This is a genomic window from Pseudomonas protegens (genome assembly GCF_003363755.1).
Taxonomy (GTDB): domain Bacteria; phylum Pseudomonadota; class Gammaproteobacteria; order Pseudomonadales; family Pseudomonadaceae; genus Aquipseudomonas; species Aquipseudomonas danubii.
The window spans coordinates 1,434,062-1,448,920 of the sequence record NZ_CP031396.1 but is presented as its reverse complement, the minus strand read 5'-3'; the positions used below and the strand labels follow the sequence as shown (position 1 = coordinate 1,448,920).

17 protein-coding genes are annotated in these 14,859 nt (G+C 62.4%); 8 read left to right on the top strand and 9 right to left on the bottom strand.

All coding sequences use genetic code 11. The annotated features are described in order from the left end of the window. Both DWF74_RS06100 and DWF74_RS06095 read left to right on the top strand, forming a co-directional pair. Positions 1-666: a methionine ABC transporter permease gene (locus tag DWF74_RS06100; RefSeq protein ID WP_102860970.1), complete on the top strand. Its 666-nt coding sequence runs from the start codon at positions 1-3 to the stop codon at positions 664-666. Between the two features lie 82 nt (positions 667-748). Next, positions 749-1,519: a MetQ/NlpA family ABC transporter substrate-binding protein gene (locus DWF74_RS06095; protein ID WP_115580601.1), complete on the top strand. Its 771-nt coding sequence runs from the start codon at positions 749-751 to the stop codon at positions 1,517-1,519. Positions 1,520-1,609: 90 nt separating this feature from the next. Here DWF74_RS06095 and soxR read toward each other — a convergent pair whose 3' ends face one another. Next, positions 1,610-2,083, bottom strand: a complete 474-nt coding sequence (soxR, locus tag DWF74_RS06090; protein ID WP_115580600.1) for a redox-sensitive transcriptional activator SoxR — start codon at positions 2,081-2,083, stop codon at positions 1,610-1,612. 108 nt (positions 2,084-2,191) lie between these two features. Here soxR and DWF74_RS06085 point away from each other — a divergent pair, with 108 nt between their 5' ends. Next, entirely contained in the window at positions 2,192-2,554 is a 363-nt protein-coding gene (locus tag DWF74_RS06085; RefSeq protein ID WP_102860973.1) for an antibiotic biosynthesis monooxygenase, read from the top strand. Here the strand turns inward: DWF74_RS06085 and DWF74_RS06080 are convergent. From DWF74_RS06080 to msuE, 4 genes are all read right to left on the bottom strand, one after another. Then, positions 2,551-3,651 (bottom strand): sigma-54 interaction domain-containing protein, encoded by a 1,101-nt coding sequence (locus DWF74_RS06080; protein WP_115580599.1) that lies wholly within the window; start codon positions 3,649-3,651, stop codon positions 2,551-2,553. The two genes, DWF74_RS06085 and DWF74_RS06080, sit on opposite strands and share 4 nt — an antisense overlap. Before the next feature lie 24 nt (positions 3,652-3,675). Next, on the bottom strand, positions 3,676-4,863 hold the full coding sequence (locus tag DWF74_RS06075; RefSeq protein WP_115580598.1) for an acyl-CoA dehydrogenase family protein: 1,188 nt from the start codon (positions 4,861-4,863) through the stop codon (positions 3,676-3,678). A 134-nt stretch (positions 4,864-4,997) separates the two neighbouring features. Beyond that, a complete protein-coding gene (ssuD, locus tag DWF74_RS06070) occupies positions 4,998-6,137 on the bottom strand; it encodes an FMNH2-dependent alkanesulfonate monooxygenase (RefSeq protein ID WP_115580597.1) in 1,140 nt (379 codons plus the stop codon). A 9-nt stretch (positions 6,138-6,146) separates the two neighbouring features. Beyond that, entirely contained in the window at positions 6,147-6,710 is a 564-nt protein-coding gene (msuE, locus tag DWF74_RS06065) for an FMN reductase (RefSeq protein ID WP_102860977.1), read from the bottom strand. A gap of 399 nt (positions 6,711-7,109) precedes the next feature. Here msuE and DWF74_RS06055 point away from each other — a divergent pair, with 399 nt between their 5' ends. From DWF74_RS06055 to DWF74_RS06040, 4 genes are all read left to right on the top strand, one after another. Next, positions 7,110-7,370, top strand: a complete 261-nt coding sequence (locus DWF74_RS06055) for a hypothetical protein (protein ID WP_102861010.1) — start codon at positions 7,110-7,112, stop codon at positions 7,368-7,370. Positions 7,371-7,473: 103 nt separating this feature from the next. Next, entirely contained in the window at positions 7,474-8,088 is a 615-nt protein-coding gene (locus DWF74_RS06050) for a LysE family translocator (protein WP_102860979.1), read from the top strand. Between the two features lie 210 nt (positions 8,089-8,298). Further along, positions 8,299-9,468, top strand: coding sequence for a cysteine desulfurase family protein (locus DWF74_RS06045; RefSeq protein ID WP_115580596.1), 1,170 nt, complete (start codon positions 8,299-8,301; stop codon positions 9,466-9,468). Positions 9,469-9,523: 55 nt separating this feature from the next. Beyond that, positions 9,524-11,332, top strand: coding sequence for an aminopeptidase P family protein (locus DWF74_RS06040; protein WP_102860981.1), 1,809 nt, complete (start codon positions 9,524-9,526; stop codon positions 11,330-11,332). Between the two features lie 71 nt (positions 11,333-11,403). On the opposite strand, the gene DWF74_RS06035 is transcribed toward DWF74_RS06040, so the two are convergent. Then, on the bottom strand, positions 11,404-11,997 hold the full coding sequence (locus tag DWF74_RS06035) for a 2-hydroxychromene-2-carboxylate isomerase (RefSeq protein WP_115580595.1): 594 nt from the start codon (positions 11,995-11,997) through the stop codon (positions 11,404-11,406). Positions 11,998-12,032: 35 nt separating this feature from the next. Further along, the gene (locus DWF74_RS06030; RefSeq protein ID WP_102860983.1) at positions 12,033-12,773 is read right to left on the bottom strand and encodes an SDR family oxidoreductase; all 741 of its coding nucleotides are present in this window, start codon (positions 12,771-12,773) and stop codon (positions 12,033-12,035) included. 92 nt (positions 12,774-12,865) lie between these two features. Between DWF74_RS06030 and DWF74_RS06025 the strand changes: the two genes are divergently transcribed. Continuing rightward, positions 12,866-13,435 carry a TetR/AcrR family transcriptional regulator gene (locus DWF74_RS06025; protein WP_115580594.1) on the top strand — a complete coding sequence of 190 codons (570 nt, stop codon included), beginning with the start codon at positions 12,866-12,868 and terminating at the stop codon, positions 13,433-13,435. 9 nt (positions 13,436-13,444) lie between these two features. Here the strand turns inward: DWF74_RS06025 and DWF74_RS06020 are convergent, their stop codons facing one another. Both DWF74_RS06020 and rhtA read right to left on the bottom strand, forming a co-directional pair. Continuing rightward, on the bottom strand, positions 13,445-13,726 hold the full coding sequence (locus DWF74_RS06020; protein WP_102880366.1) for a hypothetical protein: 282 nt from the start codon (positions 13,724-13,726) through the stop codon (positions 13,445-13,447). 158 nt (positions 13,727-13,884) lie between these two features. Further along, positions 13,885-14,772, bottom strand: coding sequence for a threonine/homoserine exporter RhtA (gene rhtA / locus DWF74_RS06015; RefSeq protein ID WP_115580593.1), 888 nt, complete (start codon positions 14,770-14,772; stop codon positions 13,885-13,887). Positions 14,773-14,859 lie beyond the last annotated feature (87 nt).

Below are 14,859 nucleotides of genomic sequence, written 5' to 3'. Positions count from 1 at the left end.
ATGGCCGAGTGGTTCAAGAACATTTATTGGGCCGATATCGCCCAGGCCTGTCTCGACACCCTGAGCATGCTCGGTGCGGCCCTGGGCTTTACCGTGCTATTGGGGCTGCCGCTGGGGGTGCTGCTGTTTCTCACCAGCAAGCGCCAGTTGCATGAAGCCCAGGGCATCTATCGAGTGCTGTCGGTGCTGGTCAACGTGCTGCGTTCGTTGCCCTTCATCATCCTGCTGATCGTGCTGATTCCCCTGACCACCCTGCTGGTGGGCACCTCCCTCGGGGTGCCGGGCACCATCCCGCCGCTGGTGGTGGGCTGTACACCGTTCTTTGCCCGGCTGGTGGAAACCGCCCTGAGGGAGGTGGACCGTGGAGTGGTGGAGGCGACCCAGGCCATGGGCGGCAGCACCTGGCAGATCATCCGCCACACGTTGTTGCCCGAAGCCCGAGGCGGCCTGCTGGCAGCGGTCACGGTGACCGCCATCGTGCTGGTGGACTACACCGCCATGGCCGGGGTGATCGGCGCTGGCGGGCTGGGGGACCTGGCGATTCGCTACGGCTATCAGCGTTTCCAGACCGACGTGATGCTGGTCACCGTGGTCCTGCTGCTGGTGCTGGTGCAGGCCCTGCAGATGACCGGCGACCGCCTGGTGGCGCGCTACAGCCGACGTTGACCCGACGTATTCACAACCTGAAAAAAACCGGCCTCACGTGCGCCCCACGACGGCTCTCCGTATCTGCCTTAGGAGCAACTCCATGAAAAAGACCCTGGCCATGTTGGCCGCTGTGCTGTCCTTGAGCGTGCATGCCAACGAGAAACTGGTGGTGGGCGCCACCCCGGTGCCCCACGCCGAGATTCTCGAATTCGTCAAACCCGAGTTGGCCAGGGAGGGCGTGGACCTGGACATCAAGGTCTTCACCGACTTCATCCAGCCCAACCAGCAATTGGCGTTGAAGAACCTCGACGCCAACTACTACCAGTACCGGCCGTTCCTCGACGACTTCAACAAGACCCGGCACACCGACCTGGTGCCGGTGGTGGGGGTGCACATCGAGCCCTTCGGTGCCTATTCCACCAGGATCAAGCACATTGCCGAGCTCAAGGACGGCGCCACGGTGTCGATTCCCAACGACCCGGTGAACACCGGTCGTGCCCTGGTGCTGCTGCATGAGGCGGGGCTGATCAAGCTCAAGGACCCGAGCAACACCCAGGCCACCCCGCGTGACATCGTCGACAACCCCAAGCACCTGAAGATCCGTGAACTGGAAGGCGCCTTGCTGGCTCGCTCGGTGAGCCAGGTGGACCTGGCGTTCGTATTCGCTAACTACGCCCTGGAAGCCGGGATCGACACCAACAGCGCCTTGATCGTAGAGAAGGGCAAGGACCTGTACATCGAGTTCCTGGTGGCCCGCCCGGACAACCGCAACGACCCGCGGGTTCAGAAACTGGCCAAGGCGCTGAACTCCGACGCTGTGCGCCAATTCATCCTGACCCGCTACAAAGGCCAGATCGCCCCCGGCTTCTGAGCACCTGCTCCCCTTGTGGAGCTGGCTTGCCAGCCAAGAGGCTCGTGAATCCGCCTTCGCCGGCAAGCCGGCTCCTTGGAGGGAGGCCGGCTACGGGGTGTCGATGGTGGCGTCGGGCTCCAGCAGGCGGGCGCCCGGGCCGGCGTCTCCCAGGGCATCTCCGTGGTTGCGCAACGGACACCCTTCCAGGGACAGGCAGCCGCAACCAATGCACTGGTTCAGCCGCTCGCGCAGCAGGCTCAGTTGGCGGATGCGTTCGTCCAGTTCGCGGCTCCACTGTTCCGACAGACGCTGCCAGTCCGCGGCAGTGGGCGCGCGGTCGGCGGGCAGGGTCGCCAGGGCCTGGCCGATCTCTGCCAGGGGAATGCCCAGGCGCTGGGCCACCTTGATCAAGGACACTCGACGCAGCACCGAGCGCGGATAGCGCCGCTGGTTACCGGCGTTGCGGTTGCTCTTGATCAGTCCTTTGTTTTCGTAGAAGTGCAGCGCGGTCACGGCCACGCCGCTGCGGGCCGAGAGCTGGCCCACCGTCAGTTCTTTGTGGAGGGCGTCGGGTTCGATCATTAAAGGGCACCAGGATGAAAAACAGGCTTGACCTTGACTTAACTAGAGGTTTTACCCTGCAGCGCATTCAATCGCAAGATTCTGTCCGATCGCTGTAAGGAGCCGTTCATGACCGCATTTGAGAGAAACCGCAGTTTCACCCAGTTGATCGAGTTCGAGATCGAACCGCACCAGCAGGAGGCTCTGGTGTCGGCCTTGTCCTTGCAGACCGAGCGTCTGGCCCAGGGCTATGGCGGCTTTCTCAGTGCCAGTGTGCAAGCCAGCGACGACGGTCGGCGGGTGCTCAATTACCTGCAATGGCAATCCCGGGAAGCCGGCGAGGCGGCCTTCGAGCGTTTCGAGAGCGGCGAGCAGGATTTCTGGCAGTTGATCCTGACCCATCAGGCCAAGACCGTGACCTTCGGTTCGTTCCAGGTGCTGAGCAGTATTGCCCGCAGCCAGGACAATGCCTTGCACTGCAAACTGCTCTAGATCGACAATTGCAGGGTGCGTTCGCTGTGGGCGTCCACCGGGCGCCGCTTGTTGACCGCCAGTTCGCCGATCTTGATCAGCCGGGTGCGGGTGACGTTGCGGCTCAGGCCCAACAGGTTGGCGGTGTGCACCTGGTTGTAGTGGCTGAAGCGATAGGCCGCCCGCAGCAGGGCGTCCTCGACCTTTTCATGCAAGGCGCCGGCCTGTTCGGCGAAGAGTTTCTGGAAGGCGCGGTCCAGCAGCGCTTCGGCTGAGTCGTCGTGGCTGGGATGGCTGTCGTCGGCACGCTCGATGCGCATGTTCGACAGGCGCAGGTCATCGCGCTCGATCACGCCGTTGCGGCAGATCAGCAGGGTGTGGTGGATGACGTTTTCCAGTTCGCGGATGTTGCCCGGCCAGCTGTAGCTCTTGAGTTTGTATTCGGCCTCTTTGCTGATGCTGATGCTGCCGTAGCCCAGGCGCTGGCTGTAGGCCTCGATGAAATGCCGGGTCAGGGGCAGGATGTCGCCGGGGCGTTCGCGCAGCGGGCTCAGTTCCAGGCTGACCACGTCCAGGCGGTAATACAGGTCCTCGCGAAAGTGCCCGGCGTTGATGGCCTTTTCCAGTTGCACGTTGGTGGCGGCCAGGACCCGCACATCGATGGGGATGCTTTTGCGCGAGCCCAGGCGCACCACTTCGCGCTCCTGCAGCACCCGCAGCAGCTTGACCTGGATGGCCATGGGCAAATCGCCGATCTCGTCGAGGAACAGGGTGCCGCCGTCGGCCTCTTCGAACCAGCCGGCCTTGGCGCCGAGGGCGCCGGTGAAGGCGCCTTTTTCATGGCCGAACAGTTCGGCCTCCACCAGGGATTCGGAGAAGGCTCCGCAGTTCACCGCCACGAACGGCCGGTTGCGCCGGGCGCTGAGGTTGTGGATATGGCGTGCCACCAGCTCCTTGCCGGTCCCGGTTTCACCGATGATCAGCACGCTGGCTTCACTGGGTGCCACCTGTTGCAGGTGCGCCAGCAGGGCCTGGGATTTCGGGTCCTCGAACACCTGGGCGGTGGCGCGGATCGAGGTCGCCAGGGCGGGCGAAGGGGGTAGGGTCAGCAGCTGCATCGGCACTCTCCGTGAACAATAGGGCTAGGAGTAAAAAGTCGGGGTCGGCAGGGACTGGTTCAGTGCCCAGTCACCCAGCTCGTGAAGCTTGTAATCCAGCGGGTCGTGCAGGGTCTGGGTGCGCAGGTTGCGCCAGTGGCGGTCCAGGCGCAGGGAGGCGTGGGTCGAGCGTGCGCCGGTGACTTCGAACAGCCGGCTGCACAGGTCCAGGCCCTGGCGGCTGGCGGCGACCTTGGCGGTGGCGATCGCCGTGGCCAGGTGCCCGCGCTCCTCGGCACTGAGGATCGGGCCTTTGGCCCAGGCCTGGTCCAGCAGCCCGGCGGCCCGCTCCACCAGCAGGCGGATGCCTTCAAGGGCCACCCAAAACTCGCCGTAGTGGCTGAGGATGTAAGGGTCCTGGCGCACATCCTGGGCGCTGGACTTATGCCAGACCCGGGTTTCGCTCAGGGTGTATTGCCGGGCTTCCTCGAAGGCGCCTTCGGCAATGCCGAGGAACATGTGGGTAAAGGTCAGCTGAGCGATCAGCGGGCGCAGGCAGGCGAACGGGGTGCTCAGCGGGCCCGGGTCCAGCAGCAGTTCCGACTCTTCCACCCTGACCCGTTCAAAGGTGGCGCTGCCGCTGTCGGTCTGGCGCTGGCCCATGTTGTTCCAGTCGTTGTGCAGGGTGATGCCGCTGCGGCCGCTGGGGATGGCGGCGATCAGCAATTTGCCGCCGTTGCTCTCATCCACTGCCGAGGCGATGAGCATTTCCGAATCGCTGGCCCCGGAGCAGAAGCTCTTCTTGCCGGAGAACTCGCGCCAGCCGCCGAGGTTCTTGACCAGGGTGCGGGTGTCCAGCGGGTTGAGGGCGTTGCCCCAGAACCAGTTCTTGCGCGCGGTCTGTTCGAACCAGGGTTGCCATTGTTCGGGCTTGGCGAACAGGCGCACGGTGGCCAGCATCAGGTGATGGAAGCCGAAGACGTGGGCGATGGAGCTGTCGACCCGAGCGAACTCGCGGACGATGTTCAGGGTTTCGCTCCAGGGCGCGCCGAGCCCGCCGAACTGGGTGGGGATGCTCAGGGCCAGCAGGCCACTGTGGCGCAGGGCATCACGCTCGGCTTTGGGGGTGCCGCCACGTTCATCGCGCTCGACGGCGGTGAGGGCAAACTCGGCGGCCAGTTGGCGAGCGGTCTGCAAGGGGGACAACAGGGCGCTTTGCGGTTTGGCAGTCACGCGGTGTTCCTCGTGGGTGGCCGTTGCGGCGGCCGGGAAAAGGTACTGCGAGCTGCAGGAGCTGGCTTGCCAGCGAAGAGGACCGGAAGATCGCCTTCGCCGGCAAGCTGGCTCCTACAACAGCTTTGGGGATTTCAGCGGCTGTTGGGCAACACGTCATTGGCGATCATTTCGCCGAACGGCCCGGTCAGGTTGGTCACACCGCGGCCGGCCAGGCTGGCATAGGGTTCCGGCAGCAGTGGGAACACCAGTTCGGCGAAGCGGTAGGCCTCTTCCAGGTGCGGATAGCCGGAGAAGATGAAGCTCTCGATCCCCAGGTCGGCGTATTCCTTGATGCGCTCGGCCACTTGTTGCGGGTTGCCCACCAGGGCGGTGCCGGCGCCACCACGCACCAGGCCGACCCCGGCCCAGAGGTTGGGCGCGATCTGCAACTGATCGCGGCGACCGCCGTGCAAGGCGGCCATGCGCCGCTGGCCTTCGGAGTCGAAGCGCGCGAAGGATTGCTGGGCGGCGGCGATGGTGTCGTCACTGATGTGTCCGATCAGTTTGTCCGCAGCTTTCCAGGCTTCGTCCTCGGTTTCGCGGACGATCACGTGCAGGCGAATGCCGAACTTCACCGTGCGGCCCTTGCGCGCAGCGCGTTCGCGCACGTCGGCCAGCTTTTGGGCTACCGCCGCCGGAGGCTCGCCCCAGGTCAGGTACACGTCCACCTGATCGGCAGCCAATTCGTGGGCGGCCTCGGAGGAGCCGCCGAAGTACAGCGGGGGATAGGGTTTCTGCACCGGTGGATACAGGGCCTTGGCGTTCTGCACATGCAGGTGCTTGCCCTCGAAGTCCACGGCTTCGCCTTGCAGCACCCGGCGCCAGATCTGCAGGAATTCGTCAGTCACTTCGTAGCGTTCGCTGTGGCTGAGGAAGCTGCCGTCGCCACGGTTCTCGTCCGGGTCGCCACCGGTGACCACATTGATCAGCAGGCGGCCGTTGGACAGCCGGTCCAGGGTGGCGGCCATGCGCGCGGAAACAGTGGGGGAGATGATCCCCGGGCGAATCGCCACCAGATAGCGCAGGCGCTCGGTCAGCGGCACCAGGGCCGAGGCGATGACCCAGGAGTCTTCGCAGGAGCGTCCGGTGGGAATCAGCACGCCGTGATAGCCCAGGCTGTCCGCAGCCTGGGCCACTTGCTTGAGGTAGTTGAGGGTGACCGGGCGGGCGCCCTGGGCAGTGCCCAGGAAGTGGCCGTCGCCGTGGGTCGGAAGAAACCAGAACACATCCATGACAGGTCCTTAAGCGATTTTCAGCAGGTTTTTCGGGTGAGCGCCAAACAGCGGCGCAGCCCGTTCGGCGGCCAGCTGGATGCGGGCTTTCAACAGTTCGCTGGTGATCTGGTAATGGCTGAAGTCGGCTTCGGTGGCGTACACGCCGATCGGCAGGGTCAGGGCCTGGAAGAAACTGAACAGCGGACGCAACTGGTGATCCAGCACCAGGGCGTGGCGCTCGCTGCCTCCGGTGGCGGCCAGCAGCACCGGGGTATCGATCAAGGCGTTCAGGTCGATGAGGTCGAACAGGTGCTTGAGCAGGCCAGGGTAGGAGCCGCGATAGACCGGGGCGGCAACGATCAACAGGTCGGCGTTTTCGATGGCCTGGAGCTCGGCCTCGACCTCGGCGGGCAGTTCCTGGCGCGACAGGGCTGCGCCTAGCGGACGGGCAATATCGCCCAGTTCGATGAGGTGGCTGTTGATCGGCAGGTGCCCGGACAGTTCGTCCAGCAGGGCCTGGGTCAGCACCAGGGTGCGGGACGGGCGCCAGGTTCCACCGGAGAGGGCAACGACGTTCAAGGGACGGGACATGATCGGTTCCTTTTTAAACAGTGGCTCTACGAGCAATGGCAGGTGTCCTGGATCGGGAGCAAGAGCTGTACCAACCCGTTAAAGCCTTGTATTACGGGGCTTTCCGGCGATCCGGTGCGGATTGGCTGCTGTTGCGCAGGCACTGTTTTGTTGATCGACTGTTGCCGGATGAACAGTTGCCAGGGCAACAGTTGGGCAACGCAATGCAGCTGTTATAAAGGCTTGCTGTTATTCCTCAAAAGAGCTTGTTTCCATATTTATAGGTCTTTATGGAATATGAGGGGTGACTGCCAAGGCCTTGGAACGGTCAATAGCGACTATCGAGCTGGATGATTTTTGCCAGTGCCGGTGCGGGAGTAGCCTTTGTTCATTGTTCGCAACCCGCTCCTGGTGCTCGCCATGAAGGCTTCCTCCGTTGTTCTGTCGATGTTGGTTTTTAGCGTGCTGGCCGGCTGCGCCAGCCCGGGCACTCCAGAGCTGCGTCCCTACACGGCCGAGGAAACCCGCGAACTGGCGCTGGAAGCCTTGAATCGCCGCGGCTTGTCGTTCGATGAGTACCAGCAGAAAAAGGCCGAGCTGCTTGGCCGTCCTGCGGCGTTCGATCACCAGGGCGAGATGAGCGCCCAGCGCAATATCAGTCGACACCATCCGGCCAGTTGAAGAGAACTGTACGGGTCGAAGTTTTGCGTAACTGTCCGTGGGTTTCAGGCAGGCCCTGAGTTAGGGTCGAGGCCTGATCGCCCTTGCCCAGGACCTTGCATTCATGACCCTTTCCGTTGACCTGCTGTTGGCGTTCGCCCTGTTTGCCCTGGTCACTTCCATCACGCCCGGCCCTAACAACACCATGTTGCTGGCCTCGGGGGTGAACTTCGGCTTCAACCGTTCCATTCCTCATATCCTGGGCATCAGCTGCGGTTTTTTCGTTCTGGTGCTGGCGGTTGGCCTGGGCCTGGGGGCGGTGTTCGAGGCCTATCCGTTGCTGTACAGCGTGCTGCGATATGTCGGAGCGGCGTACCTGCTGTACCTGGCGTGGAAGATCGCCCGTTCCGGGCCCATGTCCGAGGAGCAGCAGGGCCAGGGGCAACCTTTGGGGTATTGGGGGGCTGCGGCGTTCCAGTGGGTCAATCCCAAGGCCTGGGTGATGGCGGTGGGGGCCATCAGCACTTACACCCCGCTACAGGGTTATTTCACCAATGTGCTGGTGATCGCGGCGGTGTTCGCTTTGATCAACGCCCCTACGGTCAGCCTCTGGGCCGCGTGCGGCAGCTTGCTGCGTAACGTGCTGCGCAACCCTCGCTGGCTGCGCCTGTTCAATCTGGGAATGGCCGGATTGCTGGTGATTTCCCTGGCGCCCTTGCTGCTGGAAAACATCAGTTAAGCGGCGCTTCAACGCGTTGCCCCGAGCCTGTTAAGCTGCGTCCCAGGAGCGTTCCTACGCACTTTTAAACGAAGGTGTTCTTCTTTAACTGCATCCGATCGCGTATTGCTCAGTGCCCGCTGTTGACGCGCCGTTCTTGTACGGCGCGCTTGTGCATCATCTTCTCTGAGCCAATGCCGATCCTGGAACAAGCTCTGCGGGTCTTCAGTCATGAACAAACGTCCTCTTTATTTCGACTACGCCGCCACCACGCCGGTGGATGAGCGGGTCATCCAGGTCATGCTGGAATGTCTGGGTTTCAACGCCAATTTCGGCAACCCGGCGTCCAGTTCCCATGCTTTTGGCCAGGAGGCGCGGCGCAGTGTCGAGCGCGCCCGGCAGCAAGTCGCACAGTTGGTGGGGGCGCAGCCGGAGCAGATCGTCTGGACTTCCGGCGCCACCGAATCCAACAACCTGGCGCTCAAGGGCGTGATGCAGGCTCGGGGCCTGAGCGGTGGGCACATCATCACCAGCCAGATCGAACACAAGGCGGTGCTCGACACCGCCCGCCAGTTGCAGGAAGCCGGCGTGGCGGTGACCTATCTGGTGCCCGACGCCGACGGGTTGATCACCGCCCAGGCGGTCAGTGAAGCCTTGCGCGACGACACTTTTCTGGTCTCGTTGATGCTGGTCAACAACGAACTGGGCACCCTCAACGACATCCCGGCGATTGGCCAGGTGGTGCGTGAGCGAGGCGCGCTGCTGCACGTGGATGCGGCCCAGGGTGCCGGCAAGGTGGCGATTGATCTTGGGCACTGGCCGGTGGATCTGATGTCGTTCTCCGCGCACAAGGTGTATGGCCCCAAGGGCATCGGCGCGCTGTATGTCGGGCCGCGGGCGCAGCAGCGGCTGCTGGCACAGATTCATGGCGGCGGTCACGAAGGCGGATTGCGTTCTGGGACCCTGGCCACCCACCAGATCGCCGCCATGGGCGCGGCCTTTGCCCTGGCGGGTGAGTTGTTCGAGGAAGAAACCGCGGCCATCGTCCGTCTGCGCCAGCGACTGCTGGAGCAACTGGCGGGCATTGCCGGCCTGCGCTTGAATGGCAGTGTCAGCCAGCGCATTCCCCATACCTTGAGCCTGACTTTCAGCGAGGGGGGCTTCGATTCGGCAGCTCTGAGTGCGTCCCTGGCGTTTTCCGCGACCTCGGCCTGCAATTCGGCGAGCAATGCGCCTTCCCATGTGCTGCTGGCCCTGGGGCACGATGCATTGCAGGCCAGTCGCACCATTCGCTTGAGCCTCGGGCGTTTTACCACCGAGGAGGATGTGGATCGCGCCGCACAATTGATCAAGGCGTCATGCGCCACTGCTCCGGCGTTCTGGGCCGGAGCCCAGTCTTGAAGGTCGAGTGATCTCGATCTTCCATAACAATGAATAAGCCGGTTAAGGAGACACAATGAGTACCCAGCCTTCGACCCAGGGAGTGGTCCCCCAGCGCTTGGCGCACGTCCGTCAGTTGATGAGCCGCGAGGGCATTCATGCCTTGTTGGTGCCGTCGGCCGACCCGCATCTGTCGGAATACCTGCCGGGTTACTGGCAGGGGCGCCAGTGGCTGTCGGGCTTCCATGGCTCGGTGGGCACGCTGATCGTGACCGCGGATTTTGCCGGGGTCTGGGCCGACAGCCGTTACTGGGAACAGGCCAGCAAGGAGCTCAAGGGCAGTGGTATCGAACTGGTGAAGTTGCAGCCGGGCCAGCCTGGCCCCCTGGACTGGCTGGCGGAGCAGACTCCGCAAGGCGCGGTGGTGGCGGTCGATGGCGCGGTGATGGCTGTGGCCTCGGCCCGCACCCTGAGCGCCAAGTTGCAGGAGCGCGGAGCCCGTCTGCGGACCGACATCGATCTGCTTCAGGAAGTGTGGAGTGACCGTCCCGCGTTGCCGGATCAGCCGGTGTATCAACACGTGCCGCCGCAGGCGACGCAGAGCCGGGTGGAGAAGCTCGGCAAGCTGCGGGAAACCCTGAAGGAGCGTGGCGCGGATTGGCATTTCATCGCCACCCTCGACGATATCGCCTGGCTGTTCAACCTGCGGGGGGCGGACGTTTCGTTCAACCCGGTGTTTGTGTCCTTCGCCTTGATCAGCCAGCAGCAGGCCACTTTGTTCGTGGCCTTGAGCAAGGTCGATGACCCGCTGCGTGGGGTGCTGGAGGCGGATGGCGTGAGCCTGCGGGACTATTCGGAAGTGGCGGCGGCGCTGCGCGCAGTGCCTGAAGACGCGACCTTGCAGATTGATCCGGCACGGGTCACCAGCGGCCTGCTGGACAATCTGCTTCCCGGGGTGAAGCTGCTGGAAGGGCTCAATCCCACTACCTTGTCCAAGTCACGCAAGAGCCTGGCGGACGCCGAGCACATTCGTCAGGCCATGGAGCAGGACGGCGCGGCCCTCTGTGAGTTCTTCGCCTGGTTGGAGAGTGCCCTGGGGCGTGAACGAGTCACCGAGCTGACCATTGATGAACACCTGACCGCCGCCCGTGAGCGGCGTCCGGGTTATGTCTCCCTGAGTTTCAATACCATTGCCGCATTCAATGCCAATGGGGCGATGCCTCATTACCACGCCACGCCTGAAGAACACGCGGTGATCGAGGGCGATGGCCTGTTGCTGATCGACTCCGGCGGCCAGTACCTGGGCGGCACCACCGATATCACCCGCATGGTGCCGATCGGTACACCAAGTGCCGAGCAGAAGCGCGATTGCACCCGAGTGCTCAAGGGGGTTATCGCCTTGTCCCGGGCGCAGTTCCCTAGGGGCATTCTTTCGCCGCTGCTGGATGCCATCGCTCGTGCGCCGATCTGGGCCGAAGGCGTGGATTACGGACATGGCACCGGGCATGGTGTCGGCTACTTCCTGAATGTGCATGAGGGGCCGCAGGTGATTGCCTATCAGGCCGCACCGGCGCCGCAAACCGCGATGCAGCCGGGGATGATTACTTCCATCGAACCGGGGACTTATCGTCCCGGGCGTTGGGGGGTGCGGATCGAGAATCTGGTGTTGAACCGTGAGGCAGGTACGACCGAGTTTGGTGAGTTCCTGAAGTTTGAAACCCTGACGTTGTGCCCGATCGACAGCCGTTGCCTGGAACCGTCGTTGCTGACTCAGGATGAGCGCGAGTGGCTCAACGCTTATCACGGTGATGTTCGCCGGCGCCTTAGTCCGCTGTTGCAAGGGGCGGCGCTGGAGTGGTTGCAGGCGCGCACTGCGGCGATCTGATGCAAGGCCTCACCCGCGCAACGCGGGTGAGGTGGCTGCGGCGACTCAAGCGTCGCCGCAGATGCTGGTGGTCACTTGCTCAAGGCTTCCCGGACGAAGTCGAGCCGATCCTGACCGAAAAACAATTCCTCACCCACGAACATGCTGGGAGCACCGAATACTCCCCGCTGCAAGGCCTGTTCGGTGTTGTTCCTGAGAGCGGTCTTGACGTCCTCGGCATTGCTCAGGTCGAGGATCTGCTGTGGGTCGAAACCGCCTTGTTCCAGGACCTGGGCGACGCTGGCGGCGTCGTTGAGGTTGCGTTTGTCGACCCAGAGTGCGCGGAACAGGCAGTCGATGAAATCGATGAAGCGTTCCGGTAAATGCATCTGCACTCCGGTCGTGGCGCGCATCAGCAGCAGGGTGTTGATGGGGAAGTGCGGGTTGAAATTGAGCTCCACCTGATAGCGCTGGGCGAAGCGCGCCAGGTCCTGCAGCATGTAGCGGCCTTTGGCGGGGACGCTGATGGGGGATGCGTTGCCGGTGGTCTTGAAGACGCCGCCCAGCAGCATGGGTTGGTACACCAGTTGGCTGTCGGTCTGGGCACAGATCTTCGGCAGTTGGGTGTAGGCCAGGTATGAAGTCGGGCTGCCCAGGTCGAAGAAGAACTCCACCTTTTTATTCATGATGCAGATTCCCTGATTGTTGTTATGGAAGGGGATTACCAGCGTTCGTTCCAGGGACGCAGGTCCAGTTCGAAGGTCCAGGCATCACGGGGCTGGCTGTGCAGGTACCAGTAGTTCTCGGCGATATGCTCGGGGTTGAGGATGCCGTCCTGATCCTTGAGGGCATATTTCTCGGGAAAGCTGGTGCGGATGAAGTCGGTGTCGATGGCACCGTCGACGATGATGTGGCCGACGTGGATGTTCAAGGGCCCCAGCTCCCGGGCCATGCTCTGGGCCAGGGCGCGGATACCGTGCTTGGCGCCGGCAAAGGCGGCAAAGCCCGCAGCGCCGCGGACCCCGGCGGTAGCGCCGGTGAACAGGATGGTGCCGCGCTTGCGGGTGACCATGCGCTTGGCCACCTCGCGGGCATTGAGGAAGCCCGAAAAACAGGCCATCTCCCAGATCTTGAAGTATTTGCGTGCGGTTTCCTCAAGGATGCTGCAGGGCACGTTGGCGCCGATGTTGAAGACGAAGGCTTCGATCGGACCGATCTGGGTTTCGATTTGTTCGATCAGTGCCACCACGTCTTCTTCTTTGCGCGCATCGCAGGCAAAACCATGGGCTTGGCTACCGGTTTGCTGGATGGCCTCCACCAGCGGCTGCAGTTTGTCCGCGCTGCGTCGGGTCACGCAGGCAGTAAAGCCTTCTGCGGCGAAACGCTTGGCAATGGCACCACCGGTGGCATCACCGGCACCGACCACCAGTACGACTTTGTTCTTGTTCGAGGCTGTAGTCATGGGAGGCTCGCTATTGGGTAAACGATCGTTAACTAAACGAACGTTATGCTATGATTTTTCTGTCGTCAAGCGAGCAGGGGAGTCCATCAGGAATGCGTTATTCAGTCGGCCATAAGCAGGAAACCCGTGAACGCCTACTGCGGAGCAGTGCCACCCAGGCCAAGAACAACGGTTTTTCTACTGTCGGTGTAGATGCGTTGATGAAGGCCATCGGCCTCAGTGGCGGGGCTTTTTATACGCACTTCACGTCCAAGGACGAGTTGTTCGGTTCCATCGTCGAGCGCGAGTTGAGCCAGAGCCTGGAGCGCCTGGGCGGGGAGGGGCGGCAGAATCAGGCAAAGCTGCGGCGCTGTCTGAAGCAGTATTTGAGTGTGGCGCATCTGCAGCAGCCGGGAGCGGGCTGTGCGTTGCCAGCGTTGGGTGCGGAGATTGCTCGGGGCAGTGTCGAAGTCCGACAGGAGGCGCAAGACTGGATCTGCCGTTTGCATCAGGCTTGGGCGCAGACTTTAGGTAGCGAGAGCCTGGCCTGGTCGATTCTGTCGCAGTGTGTCGGCGCGTTGGTGGTGGCGCGAATGCTGGTGAGCCCGAGTATCCAGCAGCAGGTGCTGGCGTCGAGCCATGAACAGATCATTGGGCAACTGGAAGGGCTGCCCGAAGATTGAACGGTGCCACTATTTGCAGATGATGATCATGCTGCGGCTGGTGTAACCGGCTGGGTTCAGGCCGAAGGGGTAATCCCCCGGGTCCTCCACGGCATCACCAGATTTGGCGATCACCTTGTAGCCTTTGGGGCCGCAGGACTGGGTGGCCTTGGTGTAGCACTTGTCCCAAGAAGAAGACAAACCCGAGCAGTTGATGTGGAGTCCTTTCTTACCCCGTTTGACTTCAGTTTTCGCGGTCGCAGCGCAGCCTGCAATGGCAAGTACGGCCAACATTATCAAAAATCGTTTCATCCCCGTCCTTATCGCTAGCCCCGGATCTAACGCCCGAGTGTGACTGCATTAGCTATGGTCTTTTGCGTTTGCGATATCCCTGTCTGACAACTCCATGGCTGACGTTGAGTAGCCGACTAAACATGGCCTAATTGAACGGCAATTACCAGAGTTGAATCTCAATCAACCGCAACTAATGGTTTGGACTCGCGGCGCATGGTCAGGGTTGCCCCTACGGAAGCAAGGATGATGCAGGCGATGGCCATCCATTGCGCGAGGGAAAGGTATTCGTGCAGGAATAGCAGGCCGGAAAGTGCACCGAAAGCGGGTTCGATACTCATCAGGGTGCCAAAGGTGCGCGCGGGCATGCGAGTCAGGGCGACCATCTCCAGGCTATAGGGAAGCGCGGTAGACAAGATGGCCACGCCCAGGGCTACGGGGATCAAGGAAGGTGTGAGTAGTGCGGCGCCGGCGTGGACGATGCCAATAGGAGCGACGAAGAGTGCCGCGATCATGACTCCCAGGGCTGCGGTCTGGATACCGTTTTCGGCCCCGGCCTTTTGCCCGAACAGGATGTACAGTGCCCAGCAGACTCCAGCCCCGAGTGCGTAGCCTGCGCCCACTAGGTCGATGGCGGTTTCGGTAGCTCCAGTGGGAATCAGCAGTAGCAGTCCGACGATGGCCAGGGCGATCCACAGGAAGTCGATAGCCTTGCGTGAGGCGTAGATGGCCACCGCCAATGGGCCGGTGAACTCCAGAGCGACAGCGATTCCCAGGGGCACGCTTCTCAGGGACATATAGAAGAGGAAGTTCATCCCGCCCAGGGCCATGCCGTAGACAATCACGGTGCGCATGGTATTGGCGGTGAACTTGGCGCGCCAGGGCCTTAATAGAAGCAGCATGATGATGCTGGCGAAGATCAGGCGCAGGGTGGTCGTGCCTTGGGCGCCAACGACGGGGAACATGCTCTTGGCCAGGGAGGCGCCTGATTGAATCGAGGCCATGGCAATGAGCAGTAACCCCACCGGAAACAAGGTCGAGGCAAGGCTGCGCGGTTGGTCGTTCATGCGGAGAGTCATCCAGAGTCTGAGGGGAGGAGCGCGTGGGTCATGATGCTTAACTAATGCTCAATGAGCAATATAGTGCGCAAAGTC